Source organism: Nocardia sp. CA-119907 (assembly GCF_050955995.1).
In the GTDB taxonomy this organism is placed as follows: Bacteria; Actinomycetota; Actinomycetes; order Mycobacteriales; family Mycobacteriaceae; genus Nocardia.
Genome location: NZ_CP192091.1, coordinates 3,813,999 through 3,832,001, shown reverse-complemented (window position 1 = coordinate 3,832,001; position 18,003 = coordinate 3,813,999). Strand labels below are relative to the sequence as shown.

Sequence of the window (18,003 nt, the reverse complement as noted above, 5' to 3'; positions counted from 1 at the left end):
CAGATGTCTTTCGAGAGGGAACGGGAGGTAATCAGAGGCGCGCTTCGACCGAGCGGGCGCGCAGAGTCCGCTTGTCGATCTTCCCGACGGGGTTCTTCGGGATCTCGTCGACGGTCACGATCAGTTCGGGAAGCTTGTAGCCGGCCAAGGACTTCCGGAGAAGATCGAGCATCTGTTCCGGCTCGACCGCGGCGCCATCGCGATAGGACACGAAGGCGATGGGTACTTCGCCGTAGACAGGGTGCGGTCGCCCGATCACGGCGGCCTCGAGTACCTGTGGATGGGTGTAGATCGCGGACTCGATCTCCTTGGGATAGATGTTCTCTCCGCCGCGGATGATCATGTCCTTGATGCGGTCCACCAGGGTGAGGTAGCCGTCGGCGTCAATGCGACCGACATCGCCCGTGTGCAGCCAGCCATCGACGATCACCTTCGCCGTCTCCTCGGGCCGACCCAAATATCCCCGCATCACAGTCGGACCTTTGATCACGACCTCGCCCGCCGATCCGTCACTGAGGAAATTGCCGTCGCTGTCGACGACGGCGATCTCCTGCCCCGGCAACGCGATACCGACGGTGCCGGGTTTGCGGACACCGTCGAGCGGATGGCCCGTGCTCGCGCACGTCCCCTCCGACAGGCCATAGCCTTCGTAGATCGGGACGCCGTAGCGCTCCTCGAACCGGGCGAGCAGTTCGACAGGCATCGGAGCCGCACCGCACAGGGCGAACCGGACCGAGGAAGCGTCGGGTCGGGTCTCGGCCGGCAGCGCCGACAGCATGGCGTAGATGGCTGGCACCGCGGAGAAATAGGTCGGCCGTGCCGCCTCGACCCTGTCGAAAAAGGTCCGCGGCGAGAACCGGCCGGCGATAGTGGTCTGGCCGCCGGCGAGCAGCGGCGACAGCACGCTGACCACGATGCCGTTGACGTGGAACAGCGGCAGAATCAGCAGACTGTGGTCGTCAGCGGTCAGCCGCATGCCCGCGACCATCGTCTCGGCCATCGCCATGATGTTCGCGTGCGTCAGCTCGACGCCTTTGGGGCGTCCAGTGGTACCGCTGGTATAGATGATCAAAGCCAGCGCGTCGTTCGAGAACTCGGTCGCCTCCACGCCGCCGACGCGGCCTTCGTGCCGATCCAGCTCTGGCACCGAAAGCCGTTGCGCTGCATCGATCTCGCCGGCCTCGCCGTCGTCAGCACAGACCAGTACGCGAGCGCGGGAATCGCTCAGCTGATAATCCACCTCGGCCGAGGTCAGCGACGGGGCGATCGGCGTCGCCGCGGCACCCAGCCGCCAGGCCGCGAACAATGCCACGATCAATTCGAGCCGGTTGGGCAGCATCACGGCGACAACATCGCCGACACCGATCCCGGCGTTCGACAACCGATCGGCGTACTTCTGCACGAGGTCGAGGAACTCGACGTTGGTGATCCGCCCCTGGTCGTCGTCGGCAAGACAGGGGTTGGTGGGGAAGATCCCGGCTCGTACATCCGGGAGGGCGGCGAAGTGCATGTCGATCTCCTTGCTAACGCAGCAGCTCACTTGCGTGAACGACACGTTAGGAAGGCGATGTGACCTGGACCATATCGCGAGCGCATGAACATAGCCGGAGTGATCGTGCGCACCGCACGACGGATGACTCAGTCACCCACGGGCTGCAGCACTGTCGACCCCAGCCATCGGCAGGCCAGCAGGGCGACCTCGACGTCCAGCCGTCCCTCCCGCAGCGAATGCCCCAGTACCGCCTCCGCCTTGCGAATCCGGTACTGGACGGTATTGCGGTGCAGTACCAACCGCTCGGCCGTTGTCTGGAAGCTGCCGTTGGTGTCCAGGAAGACACGCGCCGTCTCGCGCAGCTGTGCCGTGGCGTCGTCGTCACGCGCCAGCGACCCGAGGATTTCGCTGATCCATGCCCGCGTGGCGGCCAGATCCGAGCACATCAGCGCGATCGGCCCGACCTGTGCCGAAGACGACACCGACGCACGCTGCGGCGCCGGCGCGGACATCGCGACCACCTGCGCTTGTGTCGCCTGACGATAGGTCAGCCGGAAGCCTTCCAGCCCAGCCGCAGGCCTGCCCACCGCCACCCATGTCGCCCTCGGAATGCTCACCGCGGCGGGATCCATTTCCACTTCCGGTTGCGGGAGCCAGGCCCACAGGGTCGATTCGTCGGCCGGGATCAGCAGAGGTTGTCCTTGGCAGGACAACTGATCGGCGATGGTCGTCACCACTTGTTTGGCCGCACGCAGTTGATCGGCGCCCACGTCGGACCAGACAACCAAGCCCAAGTGGGTTCGGTCGAGCCGATATCCCAGCGCACGCTCGCTGTCACCCGGATCGACACGCTGTCCGGACAGGATCGAGCGCACCCTAGCGGTGCGAACAGCCATCTGATTCTGCAGCCACCGGTCCCGCTCGTCTTGATAGGCGGTCACGACTTGTTGGGAGACCCGATCGATATAGGCGAACGAGCGGTCGGTCATTTCGGCCACCGACGCTGTGACCAAGTCGAGGTCGTTCGTCGCGGCGGTGATCTCACCGAGCATGTGGTCGTTGAACAGTCGCTGCCCGATGCGGTATGCCCGCAGCAGCGCGGCGATCGAGGTGCCGCGCTGGGCCATGCGACGGGCGTACTCCAACGCCTCCGCCGGCGCATCGAGCTCGTCGATGTCCAGCCCCAATTCGTAGATATGCAACGCGATCACGACGTTGCTGGTGACGCTGGCGCGCAGCAACGACTCCACCCGGCTGTCGCCGCGCAACTCCGGCTCGATCTGGAGCATCTGTTCCGTCAAACGTTCGGACAAGGCCAGCGCATGCCGGCTCAGTCCTCCCGCGATCCGCGCGAGCAGTTCTGCGGCGTCGCTCTGCATGTTCACGATCGAGCGGGCCCGGGCGGACTCGACCTCCGACTGCCTACGATCCGTAGCGCAAGGTCCGCGTAATGGTCACCGATGTCCTTCGGTGACCAGGAACCACCCTCGTGATACCAGCGCGCGATATCTATCCCCAGCGAAAGCAGGGCGGTCGCGCGAATACGCTCCAAGCTGTCCAGGTGACCGCTGCGCGATATCTGGTAGAGCAACTCTTCCTTGGAGCGGTGGCACACGTCGATCGTGCTCACCTCGGCGATCGAAGTGATGTCGCGGGTCGTCGAGCCGCGGAAGCCGCGCTCAGCGAAGGCAACCACCGCCGCGCCGAGCAGCCGCGCTCGGGTCAGGTCCGCGCGCGAGCGGTCCTCTGTATCGGTCACCTGGACAGTATGGCTCTACACAGCGAGCACGAGTTTGCCGGTGTTGGCACCGGCTAACAGCATGTTCAAGGATTCACCGAAACAGGCCACACCGCTGGCCACGATATGTTCCCTGCTCTTGATCCTGTCGCTCGGCCAGCCAATTGGTAAGTATTGCAGCACTCCGGAGTCAGAAACACCCGACGAGCCACATTACCTTTCACCCATCACGATTCCCGGGCACAGCGCCTCATAAGACTTATTGTGAGCCAGCACGTCATAACGCGAACTGAGCACCCCCCCCGGCAACGGTTCCACATGATCCAGGATCACCTGAAGTTCTTCCGGCAGAGCAGTTCCGGCGTGCGCGGTCGGCACCGTCGGCACATCCGCCAGGCGATACAAATGCGCCTTCTCCGCACCATCCAGAGATAACGTCCGCGCCACCGCATTCAAAACTTGGACACTCACATTGATGTTTCTGCCCTGCTCGAGCCAGGAGAACTTCGGAAAGGGGCAGTGATGGACCCATACGAACACCATCGCTACATCTCGGATAGGAACCAAGCAACCACCGTGGCGGTGATGCGGAGTGTCGATGGTCGGACTACCCGGCTGGATTCGGCTCGCCGACCGGGAAACAAGTACCGCGCTACCCGATACACCAGGTTGCGATCGGCACATCCTGAATATTCAGAACAGGTTGCTGAGTTACATGATTTCGCGTCGCTATCGAGTAAGAGGTCGGCGTGGCCACACGACTCATCGCGCAGATTGGTGGCACGCCTTTTCATCGCGCCGCCCCGAAGCATGTCGGGCGACAATAGCCCAGCCCAGGATTCACAATCACCGCCATCCAGTTCGCGTACACCACGACCGAGAGGTCTATCGGCATGACTCACTACCTAACACCACAACCGTTTGACAGCTTCCTCCAGTCGGTTACGTCTGCACAATATGAGAAATTCCGTCATCTACCGAGCGCAAAGGTAGAAAGTACGTCTGCGTTCGATGAGATGCGAACATTCCTACTGAACCTGTACAAGGACGTGCGAGTCAACACGAGCTTCGTGGAGAACGACGGCCAAATCATCGATTGCATCCCCGCTGAACTGCATCCCGCCACGAAAAGATGGAAAGACACCATTCCCACGCCTCCAGAACCACCGCCGGAGCCACCACACGAATCCCACGATTCGAGTCCGTCCCCGCCACATGCCGCATCACCGGCAACTAGAGAAGTCCGTAACGCACTCCCCCGCCCCCAGTATCGCGATGCCACCCGAGGTTGGCCGTCAGACACTATCCCGATGTATCGAACTACATTGGAACAACTGTCACGGTTCCCCAATCTGGCCGCTTTCTCGACGAAAGGCGGTGCTCCAGGCGCCGCCACTGACCCCGCTTTCGTCACCGCACTTCAGGAGGGTCGATACTCGACCGGCGAGGAGACTGTGGATTGCCTGGGAGGCGCCAGTGTAATTAATGTGTGGAAGCCCTTCGCCCTACCGAATTACCAATCCTCGTTTAGCCAGCAATGGTACTCGGCAAAAACCTCTTCACTGATGCAAACAGTCGAGTGCGGTTGGCACGTAGACCCTGGCCGCTACTCCGGAAATTTCGACCCACATCTATTTACATACGCAACAAGAAATACCTATGAGAATCCGGGCATTGATAGCGTTTACAACGAACACGGCGGAGTGTTTCGGAAGGTCGACAATCCCTATACGAGTCCCGGGGCGCCCTTGCTATCCTCCCTGATCGACGGATCTCAAATAGCCTACAAAATGGGTTTCTATTTGACCGGCGGCAAATGGTGGTTTTACTTTGAAGACCACGCTATCGGCTATTATCCGGTGGCGTGGTTCAACAACGGCCCCCTGAGCACCCGCGCCCAAGTAGGCGAATTCGGCGGCGAAGTGGCACGATTCACCCCATCTGGCTGGACGGAAATGGGATCTGGACGGCACGCCTCGAACGGCTTCGGCAAAGCGGCGTACCAGAACAAGGCATTTCTCCACTATGCAAGTGGAGGCGCATTCCAGGCAAACCTCTCAGTGACCGGTTCGAACAGTCCCTGCTACTCTCTACAAATTACCAACCACTCGGTGAGCCCCGACTGGGGCACCTACCTCTTCTTTGGGGGTCCGGGCGGCTCGTCATGTTGAACGGCGCCAACCGGAGCACCGGCTTGTTGTATGAGTTCATGCCATTTGTGATGGCGGTGCGGAGGCGGGTCGCTGGTGGCCGGTTCCCGTCGGCATCTCTACTCGTGCGGCCGGGCCTGACCGAATCTTGTGTCCGCGCCGCAGAAGATCTCCTGAGCGAAGGCGGCGTATGCGCTGGGGTTGGCAATGGCCTGGGGCCTCGCGCAGCTCGAGTGCGTGCATGACCTGACGGCGGTCCCCGGGCAGGTATGCCTGGCGCCGGTGCAGGTCGGTGATGGTCGCCTCCACGGCTTGCTGTGCGGCGGTGAGTGTTCCCGCCGGTTGCCGAACTCGGGTGGAGGCCATGGCTGGTGCTCCTGGATCTCGCTTGGTCCCGAGTTCCTCGAGGTAGTTGCCGGAGATGGCCACGCGTATGGGACGGTCGATGGTGACCGTGACGAAGCGCGCTGTTGGTGATCAGCGGCGTCGCACCCCTCTCGTGCCGTAGGGAAGCTTCGAATCGTATTTGCGGAAGCGCAGTTCGGCGGGTGGCTCGTCCAGGAGGAGCCAGTACTGGTCGAAGGTGTCAGGGTCGATGTCGAAGGAGAAGAACACGATGTCCGTGGCGAGGGCACCCTGGAAGATCGGACCGAAAGATTCCGGTTCACCCGGTCGCCGGGGTCGATCCGAAAATCGTCTGCTCGAGCCGGCCTTCGAGTTCGGCTGTGGTGCCGGGCATCCGGGTCAGGTAGACGAGGGCGCGCGGGTAGCGCCGGGGTCAGCTGATAGCCGAGGGAGGCGTTCCGCGATTCGAGTAGTTCGGTACTCACGCCGCGACTGTCGCTGGCCATTAGCGTTTCGATGGTCGTGGATCGGCGAACTGGGGAGCATCCGCACATGGGATATCTCAAGGCATTAGAAGTCTCGGTGGCCCTGAACCAGCTGGCGACGGACTTCCGCGCCACCTGCACGCGGATCCCGCTGACCACCACCAGTGGTGGACGGACCGTGGAGGCGGTTGCGCTGAAGAATCCCGAGCCGGAAGATCGGATACCCGTGCTGTTCGTCGGCGGAGTGCACGCGCGCGAATGGGCGCCGCCAGACGCGCTGCTCGGATTCGCGCAGCGGCTGCTCACGGCGCGCGCGAATGCCAGCGACATCGTGTATCCCGAATTCGTATCGGGCGGCATCTCCTACAGTTCGCCGAACTATCGGATTACTGCGGCCCAAATCGCGGGGTTCTTCAAGAAGTTCGAGCTCATCATCCTGCCCCTCGTAAACCCGGACGGCCGCGATACCAGCGTCAAAGCCACCACCAAAACCGAGCAGGGATGGCGAAAGAACCGCAGACAGACCACTGGGCAGTGCCGCGGAGTCGACATCAATCGGAACTTTCCGATCGCCTGGGAGCACACCGACTACTACAGCCCCGCAGCCGCGATGAAGGCGGATATATCGACCAGACCATGCCATCCCGAGGTGTACAAAGGCCCCAGCGCCGGATCGGAAATCGAGACGCAGAACGTGATGAATCTGGTAACTACGCGCAAGATTCGAGCCTACGTAGATGTGCATATGTCGGGTCGCAATATTCAGCATCCGTGGGGGATGGAACGCAACCAAACCGACAATCCGGCGCGCACTTTCGACGAGGCCGGGTTCAACCATCTACCGGCGCTTCCGAACAGCGGACGAGACGGACTACTCGGCGACGGATACTCCGAATTCATCAACGACACGCTGCTGCAGCGACACAAGGCCATCGCTGAGGCGATGCGGGCGGAAATCGAGTCCTCTGCGGGCGCGAACCCTCTGGCGATCCGGCGCTCGAAGTATCGCGTCATGCAGTCCGTCGACGCGGGTATCCGACAGAGGGAGACCTTCATCGGGTGCTCCGACGATTGGGTGTTCAGCCGGCAGTTCGTGGATCAGACCATGCCCGAATGCGTGGCGTTCACCATCGAGTGCGGGCTGGAAGCGGGCGACAACCCTGACAACCCCGCGGACAACGACGGCGGCTTCTTCCCGAACTTCAACACACAATTCCCGAAGATCGAGCGCGAAGTTCACGCCGGACTGTTCGGACTTCTGAAAGCCCTGTAGGAAGGCGGACCTCGTGGAGCGAGTGCGCATTACCGGCACCGACGCGCAATTGGCCGCCTTGCGCGAACGTGACGACATACTGCCGGTCAGTGGCGGTCCGGACAATAACGGCGCCTGGTGGGTGATCGCCTACCTCCATGATGGCGTCCGCGCGGAATTGCTCGCCGACGGGCTGACGGTTTCGCTGCTCGCCGATGCCCAAACCGTTGACACACATTGGAGTACCGCCCGCGACCAGGTCGCGCCCGGTCCGGTCCCGGACGGAACGCGGATCAAAGGCGAGTTCTCCGTCGAGTTACTCCTCGCGGCCGTGACCTTTGCCAGGACCAGATTCGACGTTTTCGCGATGACTGTGCTCCGCTCCCCCGAAGCACTCGCCGCGAAACTCGGCGCCGCAGGGCGTGGCACCGAGATCGCGGTCGAATACGACAGCGCACTGACCGATCTGGACGTCTTCTTCGGCTCGCTCGACGCCGTGATCCAGCGGCCGACCATGGACTCGCTGCGTCCGGTTCTCACCTTCCTGGCAGGTGTTATCGACTCACTGGACAAGGCCGCCGTCAAACTGGGCGGATCACTGACAGCTCTATTGGGTGACGCTTTCGGAGTGAAAGTCCCCGATACCGGCGTGCTGAATCAACTCAGCCTGGCCACGCGCCCCGGCGCACTCTCGGCCACCGGTGGCCTCATCAAATTCACGGTGAGTGTGAACCCTCCGACCATCGTCGGGCTGTCGGTCGAGAAGGTGGAGTTGGTCGCGGGCCTGAAGTACCGGGACGGCGCGGCCGCACTTTCGGTCACCGTGACCGTTACCGGCCTGCGCATCGCCATACCCGGCGCCGGAAAGCTCATGTCCACCATTGGCATTGCCGGAAGTGATATCGCCGCGGATCTCACCGTCGGTGTCGATACGGCCGCCGGGCTGACGGTGGCAGGCGGCTCCCGCGGCCGCATCGCACTGCCCGCCCGCGATCCGAAGGGCCCGATCCAGGTGAAGGGTCTCGCGCTGGAGATCGGCAGGGATGGCGACCGGATAATTCTAGACCTGTTCGGCCTGGTCGTCGGACAGCTGGGCCCACCACTGCGGCTCACTGTCGACGGCGCCGGACTGCGGGTGGTGATCGATCCGGCGGGCGCGAAGCCGATACAGCTGCCCACACCCAAACTGCCGACCGGCTTGGGCATCGCACTCGATGCGGGTCCGGTCCGTGGTGGCGGCTATCTCGAGATCAAACCCGTTCCAGGACACCCTGATTGGACCCGCTACGGCGGCGCGCTCCAACTGCGGATCGGTCCGATCGACGTGAAGGCATTCGGTGTCATCACCGACCGCCCGGACGGCTTCGCCATGGTCGTAGTGATGTCGGTCGAGTTCAGTCCACCGATCGAGCTCGGATTGCTGTTCTCACTCAACGGAATCGGCGGCATCGTCGGGGTCGAGGTCGCCGCCGACACAGACGCATTGCTCGCCGGCTTGCGCACCGGGATCCTGAGCAGGCTGTTGTTCCCAGCCGATCCGATCGGATCCGCACCGGCCATCCTCGATTCGCTGGCCGCGGTATTCCCGCCGCGACACGGCGGATTCGTCATCGGCCCGATGGTGAAACTCGGCTGGGGACGGCCGATTTCGTTCGTCACCGCGGAACTCGCGCTGATTCTGTCGGTGCCCGATCCCAAGGTGCTGCTACTCGGCCGGGTGCGGCTGGCCGTACCCGCGCCGAATCTCGCATTGATCGACCTGCGCGCCGATGTATACGGTGAATTCTCCGCCGACCGGGTGCTGGTCATCGCCTGCCTGTCCGACTCGCGGATCGGTTTCTTCCCGATCGGCGGAGATATCGGACTGCTGCTGCGCTTCGGTGACGACCCGACCTTCGTCCTGTCGGCGGGCGGTTTCCACCCCCGCTACCAGCCTCCCGCCGAACTCGCCGGCCTGCACAGGCTCAGCGCGGACCTCTCGGCATCGGCGCTGTTCCGGCTGCGTGTCGAGGCCTACACCGCGCTGACCACCAACTCGGTGCAGTTCGGCGGCCGGCTGGAGCTGGCCTACGGTGTCGGCGGCACCGGCGTCTACGGCCACCTCGCCCTCGACGCGCTCATCAGGTTCGCACCAGCATTCGGTTTCGAGGTGGATGTCTCCGCGGCGGTCGCGGTGCGCGCCTTCGGAGTTTCGATCGCGTCGGTCAGCCTGGCGCTGCGGCTCGCGGGTCCGGCGCCCTGGCTTGCGCACGGTACCGGGACCGTCGGCCTGCCCTGGCCGCTGCCCGATGTGTCCATCGATGTCGGACCGATCCGGTGGGGCGAGGAACACCAAGACCCGCCGCCGCTGGTCTCCCCCCGCAAGCTGGTCCGCGACGCGCTCGGTGCGGCAGCGGCCTGGCGGGCAGCGGCGGCACCGGGGCGCGAACCGCCTGTCCGACTGCATCCCGACCCCGCCACCACCCCTGGAGTGCTGGTCGTCGAACCGTGGTCGCTGCTGCAGGGCACGCAGTCGGCCGTCCCGCTGGACACCGATATCGTGCGCGTCGGCGGCAGTCGCGTCGCCGAGCAAGAACGCCGGATCGGCCTCGGCACACCGTTTTTCGTGGATGGCCTGCCGAGCACCGAGGTCGCGCATTCGCCGGTGCCCGACCGCTTCGCGATCGGCCAGTATCTCGATCTCCCCGAAGACCAGCAACTGCGCCGCCCGGCCTTCGAAACCTTCCCGGCGGGTATCCGCATCGACCCGCAAGGCATCGCGGAGACCGAGGCCCAGTTGCAGGAGGCCGAATTGCGTTACGAGACATCCTTTCCGCATCGTGCCCGCCGCCGGAAAGGCGTGTATTGGGACCTTCTCGACGCCGACGCCGCCGGCAAGAACCTCGCCCTGAGTGCGATGGCGGCCGGTGCCAGCACACTGCGTACCGCGGACCGGTACGTGAGCCAGGCCACGCCACTGCCCATCGCCCCCGCGGAACATGTTGTGCTGCGCAATGTCGCAAACCTGATTCCGGTTCCGGGGCTTACCCCGCGGCCGCTCACCTGGACGCATGCCGAACAGATCATCGCGGCCGCGGGGCTGAACGCCAAGACTGTCCAACTGGTCACGATAGGGGGTGTGTGATGGCAGGAAAGGTCGTTACAGATGCCTTTCGGACGTTCGCGCCGGTCGCCGCCGAGGAGCTGGTGCTCGGCAACTATACGTTCGTTTCCTACCACCGCACGGGAATCGCAGCTGCGCTGCGCCGCCCATTCGACACGAATCTGCCACTGCGCGCAGACATTCGACTGAAGGTACCGGTCACAGCGGCCTCCGGTTCCGAAGACGCAGAGATCACGCTGCAGGTACGCGGCCCCGGCGACGTGGCGGCGCTCGACACCCGCCAGATCATCAGACGATTCCCGACCCCTGGAACAGCCAACGCCGAGCCGGGAGATCTGGCGCACATCGAATTCGACGCACCGGATCTCCCGTGGCAGTTCACCCCCGCCGGACCCGATGCGAACAAACATCTTCCGCCATGGCTGCGCCTGGTGGTAGTGGACGCCGCACTGTCCAGGATCGAACCCGCGACCGCGAAACGCCTTGCGGTACTGCACACCCCGCGCGCCGAGCTGCCGCCGCCTGAGGATGCCTGGGCGTGGGCGCACGCGCAGGTGCTCGGCAAGTCCACCGGCGACCCGAGTGTCGCCGCCCGCCTGGCGCCCGCGACACCGCTGGCCAATCTATCCCGGCTCATCGCCGGACGGCAGCTGCCCGCATACCGGGACTGGATCGCCTGTGTCGTACCGACTTTCCTCGCCGGCGTGCAGGCCGGATTCGGCCCGGTCGTGACCGAGACGAAGCTCACGTACGCGTGGGGCGCCGGTGCCGGTGAGGTCATGCTGCCGGTCTACGACCACTGGACCTTTTCGACGGGCCCGGCCGGTTCCTTCGAACTCCTCGCCGAACGCCTGTGGCCGGTGCGGGCGACCGGCCCGGTCGGGCAACGCACGGTAGACGCGGCACATCCGGGAAATGGCATCGCGCGAGTACCAGTCGGCGGCACCGGGCGTCTACGCAAGGTGCGCGGAGCCCTCACCCGCCCGGACGACAACGGCGCCGATGACCATTGGCCCGCCGCGACGACCGAAGCGCTGCGCACCCAGCTCGAGGCGCCCAACGCCCAACGGTATGGCGCGGAAGCAGACCCATCCATCGGGCCGCCGATCTACGCGGGCGCACACACCGCGACCGGACGTGTTCCCGATGGCCCCGCCCAATGGTTCCGCGATCTCAATATCGATCCCGCCGCCCGCATCGTGGCCGGCCTCGGTACCCGGGTCGTACAGATGGATCAGGAATCGCTGATGGCCAGCGCCTGGGCACAGGTGGAGGGCGTCGAGAACACCAATCGCGCGCTGCGCCTGTCTCAGCTGAGCCGCTATGTCGCCGAGTCCCTTCATCGCCGCCACCTCGCCCGGATGCATCCGGCCGATCTGCTCGCTGTCACCGACCGTGTCGCGACGCGCGTTCTCGCCGCCCCGGCGCAGACGTTGCGGGCTCGAGTCGACACGTCCGTGCTGCCGATCGCGGCGACGGCGGGAACACTACGCAGACTGGCCGCCCCGCGCGCCCGCTACACCCGCTTCACCGTTCCCGCCGCCGAGGAGAAGATCGGCGCCGCGCGGAGCCGGGTCGTACGAGCACTGCTCACCGATGCCGTTGGGAATTCTCGCAGCTGGGTGCGCACCTACACCGATCCCGATGCGATCACCGACTTCGACACCGCGGGTTCGGCTCTGATTCCCGCCGACCTGCGTCCGACGATCGCCGCGTTAGCCGCCGCCCTGCGGGAACCCCCTGCCCTGGATGCGCTGGCGCAGGCCGTCGCCGACAGCACCCTGCGAGAGCGTCTCGCGCAGGCAACCCCGGCACGCACCATTCGCGCCGCACTGCTGGATGCCCTGTTGACGGCCGTGCCGACCCCAGCCGACATCGACCGGGACCGAACGGTCGCACAGGATCTGCCCGGCCTGGTCGCACAGATCGAGGCGATCGTGCAGGTCGGCAAACGCACGCACGTGACCCACTGGACAGTCCGCGGATCCAGCGTCACACCATTCGGCTTGGTAACCCACGGCCACGACATGGTCGAGATCACCATCGACGATGTCGGACGCATCCTCGACTTGATCGCCGACTGGGCGCACACGGCCGGTGTCTCCACCGATGTCAACGCCGACGCCACGCTCATCACAACACTGCTGCAGGCCGAGGGCGCGAACCCTGACCGGGTTGCGGTCGACTTCAGCACGCTGACCGGGGTTTTCGTTCGGCCTCTCGGCCCACGCGATATCGCTCGCGCGCCCTTCGCCGTCGGGCAGACTCCGCTGCTGACGGCGCTGCAGCCGCGCATTGCCCTGACCCGCCGGGTGCTGGCCCGACTACCCGCACGCGATACCTGGCCACACTGGTTGCCACAGGACTGGTTCGACGACCAGCGCATCGAATCCGTACTCGCGGCACCGCGTTTCAACCACCCGATGTACGAGGCCCTGGACCGCTACGACCGGGAATGGCTGATGCCCGGCGTCGGCACCATGACACCACACGAAATGGTGACCCTGTTGAAGACCAACGCCCGGTTCGCGGAGGCGTTCCTGATCGGGCTGAACCATGAATTCGCCCGCGAACTGGTGTGGCGCGGCTATCCCACCGACGGGCGGGCCACCTCGTTCTTCTCCTTCTGGACCCCGGCGATGGAGCTGACGCGGCCGGTACACGCACTCGGCAACCAAGCCCTCGGCAGACATATCGACCCGAAACTGGATGGGGCGATTGTGCTGCTGGTCCGGGGCGAGTTGATCCGCCGGTACCCGGATGTCTTGGCGCACGCGGTAACGCAGCCGGTGACCGAGGATCCGCCGAAGTCGTTCGCGCGGACCCCGGCGCCGAGCCTGTTCCGGCTGCGGCTCGCACCGGATCTGCTGCTCGTCGGCTTCGACCTGCGCGCGACCGATGTCGCGACGCCGGCGGCAGGAAAGGCGGGGGCTTGGTGGTTCACACTCAGCGAGCATGTGGGCGAACCGCGCTTCGGCCTCGACGAAGTGGATTCGCCCGCCGATCGCAACCCGCCGGGTTCCGTCGTCGCCCGCGACGAGCTGCAGTGGGGAGATCTGCCGCAGCTCGACGGCGGATTCCTCAGCACCGCAGCGCCTTTGGTGACACTCGCGGGCAATATCCCGTATCGCGCCGACTCGGCGTTCCTCGGCTGGCTGCTGTTCCAGCAACCGGCACGGGTCGCGTTCGCGGCCGCCGAGATGATGGAAAGGATGCGCTGATGGCCGACGATCATTGGGGCGCTGCCGATCCCACGGTGCCGGTGCTGTTGCTCCCGGTGCGGATCGAGACGCGATCCACGGCGGATAGGGCGGCGCTGCGCGTGCGCATCTATCCCGACGACATCCACGCCCGCGCCGGGGAAGCCGATGTACGCACCGCACTGCTGCCCGACTGTTTCCGGGTGGTCGCGGTCCAGGGCGATGCGCGATCGACCAAGGTGGGCGAGCCGATCGATCCGCGCGGTGTCGCGCTCGGTCCGGGATCGGCACCGGAGAATCTCGGCGCCCTCGTCGACGGGCTGCGCGGCGCACCGGGCGTGGCACCGGACCCGGAACTGGCCTGGCTCACCGAATACAAGGCGGCCGAGGATGCGGGCATGGCGGTCACCGTCAGGCTGGAGAAGCCGGATGTCCGGGTCGATCGCCTCTTTGTCCTCGGCATCCGAACCGGTGTCGACCCGGCCGATGCCGCGGCACAGTTCGGTGCGCTCATCCGAGCCCACGCCGAACACGACGGCGCGGGCTTCGTACCCGCTGGCACCGCGACGAACAACACCGCGTCGGCACGCTCAGCATGGAGTCGCCCACTCGTACCGACCAACCCGTCGCATACTCCCCGGCCCGCGGCGGTCGCCGGATCCAATGCCGAAGTGCTTGCCGCCGCATTCGATCTCGATCCGACGCTGCTGACCGATCTCGATCATGCGCAAGACACCGACCAGCTCTCGGCCGCCGCGTTCGCCACCGCGCTCTGGCCGGTGACGTGGGAGACCGCGCTGGAGAAGTTGCTCGCACCGACCGCAAAGGGCGCTGTCATCTCCGCACGCGCTCGGCGGGAGTTGCGCGAGCACGCGCTCGAGTCGGTCCGGGGCCGCGGCCCACTGCCGACGCTGCGAATCGGCAAGCAGCCCTATGGGATTCTGCCGGTGTCCGCGTCGAATCGGTGGCGGCCCAAAGGATCCGGCACAGTCGAAGGCCCGCTCGCCCGGTTCCTCGCGCGAATCCGCCCGCTGTGGTCGGCGGGCGCCGCCAAGGTTCCCACCATAGCCAGTGGCGACCTGGAACGCGATCTGCCATTGATCCTCGGACAGTCGGCCGTCTCCCGCGCACTGCGCGTGCGCAGCGTACTCGACGCCACCACCGCCGCAACAGTCGCCGACGCTCTCGGTACGGGCCGTAATACACTGATCCAGCAGGTGCTTTCGAACGCGCTCGCGGCAGTGACCGGGGCAGGTCCCGCAGCGCTGCGACCACCCGATCTGCTCGGGCGCACCGCGCGCATCCTCGCCCTGCCGCTCGCGCACGACACCGACCCGGCATTCTGTGCGGCGCTGCTCGCTTCCGCGCCGCTGCCCGAGGGCGCCAGCGTGCTGCAGGCACTGCTCGCACTCGCCGAGGCGCGCGCCAGGCATGAGGTCGAGCAGTTGCTCGCCCAAGAACGGTTGTGGAGGCTGCGGGGTTGGCTCAGCGACGCCACGGCTCTACTCCCCGACGAGGTCATCCAAGCGGGCACGGATGCGCTGGACCGACTCGGCGGCCATGCGTGGGACGATCCAACGCCGTTTCGAAGGGCGGCTACGGGTATCGAGCGCTCCGTCGGCGCGTTCGACATCTTGCGGCATCGTGCGCTGTTCCCGCTCGCCGCCAGTCGCCCACATTATGCCGATACGGTGCGCACGGCCGAGACGGGCGCCCGCGGCGCTGCCGAAGCCGCCCGCGCCGGACAGCGCCTTGCCGAACTGCGCACCGCGATCGCCCGGATCCGCACGATCACCGACACGCCGACGCGGGCGCTACTGCTGTCGGAAACCCTGGACTGCGCCTCTCACCGACTCGATGCCTGGCGAACATCCGTGGTGACCAACCGGTTGACGACGGCTCGGAAAGCGGGTGTGCGTGGACTCGCCGTCGGCGCGTACGGCTGGGTGGAGAACATCGAGATCGCACCGCCGCACCCAGTGCACGATCCGGTGGCCGGCGTCGACGCGACGGTTTTCGATGCGTGCCGCGACGGCGGATACATCGTGGCGCCCAGCCCGGCGCATGCGGCGACGGCGGCGGTGTTGCGTGGGGCGCGGTTGACCCACGATCCGGGCGATACGGGCGACGCCGCGCTCGATATCGATCTATCCAGCACCCGGGTACGTGCCGCGCTGGGGGTGCTGGACGGGGTCCGGGCCGGCCAGCCGCTCGGCGCACTACTCGGATACCGTTTGGAACGCTGGCTGCACGACACAGTGGCCGCCGGGCACCGGCTCGACCGGTTCATCTACTGCTTGCGCTCTCTGGCGCCGATCGTGACAGCGAAATCCACCGATCGGGCGGTTGGCGCGGTGCCGACAACCCTGGAGTCGATCGCCGCGGCGGAAGTGGTCGACGGCGTGCGGCTGCTGGAAATCCAGCGCGCCGACCCGACATTGATCACCGCCCGACTCGGGCAACCTCCGGCGGCCTACGCCGCGTATCTGGAGAAGTGGCCCGCGCCGACCGACGACGAGGTGACCGCCGTGCTCGCGGCGATCAAACGACTCGATCGCCTGCACGACGCGGTCGCCGATCTCCTGCTCGCGGAGTCGGTGCATCAGTTGGTGCTCGGTTCGCCCGCGCGATCTGCCGCCGCGATGGACGCGCTCGCGGGCGACGGTCTGCCACCCGAACCCGAGGTGATCCGCACCCCGCGCTCAGGGGTGGCCCTCTCGCACCGGGTTGTCGTGCTGCTGCCACCGCCTGCACCCGCAGTGGGATGGGCCAGCACCGCGCGCTCCGACACGCATCCGGCGCTGGCGGCCTATGCCGCCGCCGCGTTCGGCCCACCCACTCGGATCGTGTTGGCGGTAGACGAATTCGGTACGCCGACGGCGACATTCGCCGCGGCCGCGCTGTCCGCACTCGATTTGGTCGTGGCTTCCGACGGTGGGGCAGCGGATCCGGCGGCGTTCTGGGCGCTGCTGCGCCGCAGGGTGCCCGCATTCGCGACCATCGAACAGCCCATCCTGATTCGACCAGCAGGGCTGGCACCGGAGCTGCTCACGTTCGGTGAGGCCTGGGCGCTTGCGGGTTCGCTGTACGCGGCGATCACCAGTAGCAGGGCACTCACACCCACCGATCTGGTACGGGCCGGTGATGTGGGCACCGTGGCAACCCGTGTCATCGACCGCGGCGACCTGCGACAGCGGGCCAATGCCGCGGTATCTGGACTGCGGAAGGTCATCGATACCCCCGCTGAACCGCTCGCCCGCGCTGACGCCTACACCGCGTTCGGACTCGGCACCCCGATCACCGGAGCCATACCCACCGATACCGAATTGTCCGAGCATGTCGCGGCACTCACCGCGGCCGCGAACCAGCGCCACGCCACGGCCGTCGCCGCGCTCGCCGCATACGACGCCACACCCCCGGCCGCTGATACCGATGCCGTGGCCGCACTGACCGAGGTGATGTCGGTTGTGCTCGGCGACCGACTGCCGACGCTGCCAGTCTGCCTCGCCGCCGCGGATGCGTTCGCGACCGCGCTGAACAACGGGACACCAGTCGTCACGGAGGCCAGGAAGGTCACCGATGGACGCGACATCCGGCCATGGCTGACCCGGGCGGCCCGGGTACGGCCCGCGGTCGGCCGATTCGCCGAAACCATTCTGCTACGCGAAGCGTTGGGGCGGCCGGTCGCGCTGCGGACCGCGCAACTGCCCGGGGGCGGATTCGGCACATGGATCGGCCTGCCGTTCAGCACTGCGGCCGCGCCCGAGCAGCCGGTGACCGGCTGGGTCGTCGAGGTGCCTGCCGGACTCGCTGCCACGGGAACCATCAGCGGCATGATGGTCGACGAATGGGCCGAGGTAGTGCCGTTGCGGCGACCGGTCCGCGATCCCGTGGACGGAACGCCGACGGGTGAGCTCCGCGAAATCGGCACCGCCGGAATCGCTGTCAATGCCAACGGACCGAATGCGCGTGCACCGCAGGCACTCTTGCTCGCGGTTAATCCGACCACCGAGCCGTGGACACCGCAGACCGTCGTCGACGTGCTCGACGACACGCTCGCCTCCGCCCGGGAACGCGCGGTCACCCTGGAACGACTCCCACTTGCCGCTCGGCTACTCCCCGCGACCTATGTGCAGGACTGGTCGCTGCAGGGTGAGCCCGTGCTCGATCTGCGGGCCATTATGGCGGATCCGGCCGTCCGCGCGGCGATCCTCACCCACGTGGCGGAGAAGGAGTAG

9 protein-coding genes are annotated in these 18,003 nt (G+C 65.9%); 5 read left to right on the top strand and 4 right to left on the bottom strand.

Annotation, left to right across the window (positions count from 1 at the left end):
* Nucleotides 1–31 precede the first annotated feature (31 nt).
* The 4 genes from ACQP2D_RS17060 to ACQP2D_RS17045 all read right to left on the bottom strand — a co-directional run bounded on the left by ACQP2D_RS17060 (nt 32) and on the right by ACQP2D_RS17045 (nt 3,773).
* Nucleotides 32–1,510 carry a class I adenylate-forming enzyme family protein gene (locus ACQP2D_RS17060; RefSeq protein ID WP_433684670.1) on the bottom strand — a complete coding sequence of 493 codons (1,479 nt, stop codon included), beginning with the start codon at nt 1,508–1,510 and terminating at the stop codon, nt 32–34.
* A gap of 128 nt (nt 1,511–1,638) precedes the next feature.
* Nucleotides 1,639–2,871, bottom strand: a complete 1,233-nt coding sequence (locus ACQP2D_RS17055) for a PucR family transcriptional regulator (protein ID WP_433684669.1) — start codon at nt 2,869–2,871, stop codon at nt 1,639–1,641.
* A gap of 2 nt (nt 2,872–2,873) precedes the next feature.
* Complete coding sequence (locus tag ACQP2D_RS17050) at nt 2,874–3,251, bottom strand: hypothetical protein (RefSeq protein ID WP_433684668.1); 378 nt, start codon at nt 3,249–3,251, stop codon at nt 2,874–2,876.
* Between the two features lie 192 nt (nt 3,252–3,443).
* Nucleotides 3,444–3,773, bottom strand: a complete 330-nt coding sequence (locus tag ACQP2D_RS17045; protein WP_433684667.1) for a hypothetical protein — start codon at nt 3,771–3,773, stop codon at nt 3,444–3,446.
* A gap of 767 nt (nt 3,774–4,540) precedes the next feature.
* On the opposite strand from ACQP2D_RS17045, the gene ACQP2D_RS17040 reads away from it, so the two are divergent.
* The 5 genes from ACQP2D_RS17040 to ACQP2D_RS17020 all read left to right on the top strand — a co-directional run bounded on the left by ACQP2D_RS17040 (nt 4,541) and on the right by ACQP2D_RS17020 (nt 18,003).
* A complete protein-coding gene (locus ACQP2D_RS17040) occupies nt 4,541–5,401 on the top strand; it encodes a neprosin family prolyl endopeptidase (RefSeq protein WP_433684666.1) in 861 nt (286 codons plus the stop codon).
* Between the two features lie 876 nt (nt 5,402–6,277).
* Nucleotides 6,278–7,483, top strand: coding sequence for a M14 family zinc carboxypeptidase (locus tag ACQP2D_RS17035; RefSeq protein ID WP_433684665.1), 1,206 nt, complete (start codon nt 6,278–6,280; stop codon nt 7,481–7,483).
* A 13-nt stretch (nt 7,484–7,496) separates the two neighbouring features.
* The gene (locus ACQP2D_RS17030) at nt 7,497–10,586 is read left to right on the top strand and encodes a DUF6603 domain-containing protein (RefSeq protein ID WP_433684664.1); all 3,090 of its coding nucleotides are present in this window, start codon (nt 7,497–7,499) and stop codon (nt 10,584–10,586) included.
* Nucleotides 10,586–13,786: a hypothetical protein gene (locus ACQP2D_RS17025; protein WP_433684663.1), complete on the top strand. Its 3,201-nt coding sequence runs from the start codon at nt 10,586–10,588 to the stop codon at nt 13,784–13,786. The genes ACQP2D_RS17030 and ACQP2D_RS17025 overlap by 1 nt, the downstream gene beginning before the upstream one ends.
* Nucleotides 13,786–18,003 carry a hypothetical protein gene (locus ACQP2D_RS17020; RefSeq protein ID WP_433684662.1) on the top strand — a complete coding sequence of 1,406 codons (4,218 nt, stop codon included), beginning with the start codon at nt 13,786–13,788 and terminating at the stop codon, nt 18,001–18,003. The genes ACQP2D_RS17025 and ACQP2D_RS17020 overlap by 1 nt, the downstream gene beginning before the upstream one ends.

Bases quoted from the DNA above. Each gene is read 5' to 3' on its own strand.
- ACQP2D_RS17025 (WP_433684663.1), top strand. From the start codon at position 10,586: ATGGCAGGAAAGGTCGTTACAGATGCCTTTCGGACGTTCGCGCCGGTC.
- ACQP2D_RS17020 (WP_433684662.1), top strand. From the start codon at position 13,786: ATGGCCGACGATCATTGGGGCGCTGCCGATCCCACGGTGCCGGTGCTG.
- ACQP2D_RS17040 (WP_433684666.1), top strand. From the start codon at position 4,541: ATGTATCGAACTACATTGGAACAACTGTCACGGTTCCCCAATCTGGCC.
- ACQP2D_RS17060 (WP_433684670.1), bottom strand. From the start codon at position 1,510: ATGCACTTCGCCGCCCTCCCGGATGTACGAGCCGGGATCTTCCCCACC.
- ACQP2D_RS17055 (WP_433684669.1), bottom strand. From the start codon at position 2,871: ATGCAGAGCGACGCCGCAGAACTGCTCGCGCGGATCGCGGGAGGACTG.
- ACQP2D_RS17035 (WP_433684665.1), top strand. From the start codon at position 6,278: ATGGGATATCTCAAGGCATTAGAAGTCTCGGTGGCCCTGAACCAGCTG.
- ACQP2D_RS17045 (WP_433684667.1), bottom strand. From the start codon at position 3,773: ATGGTGTTCGTATGGGTCCATCACTGCCCCTTTCCGAAGTTCTCCTGG.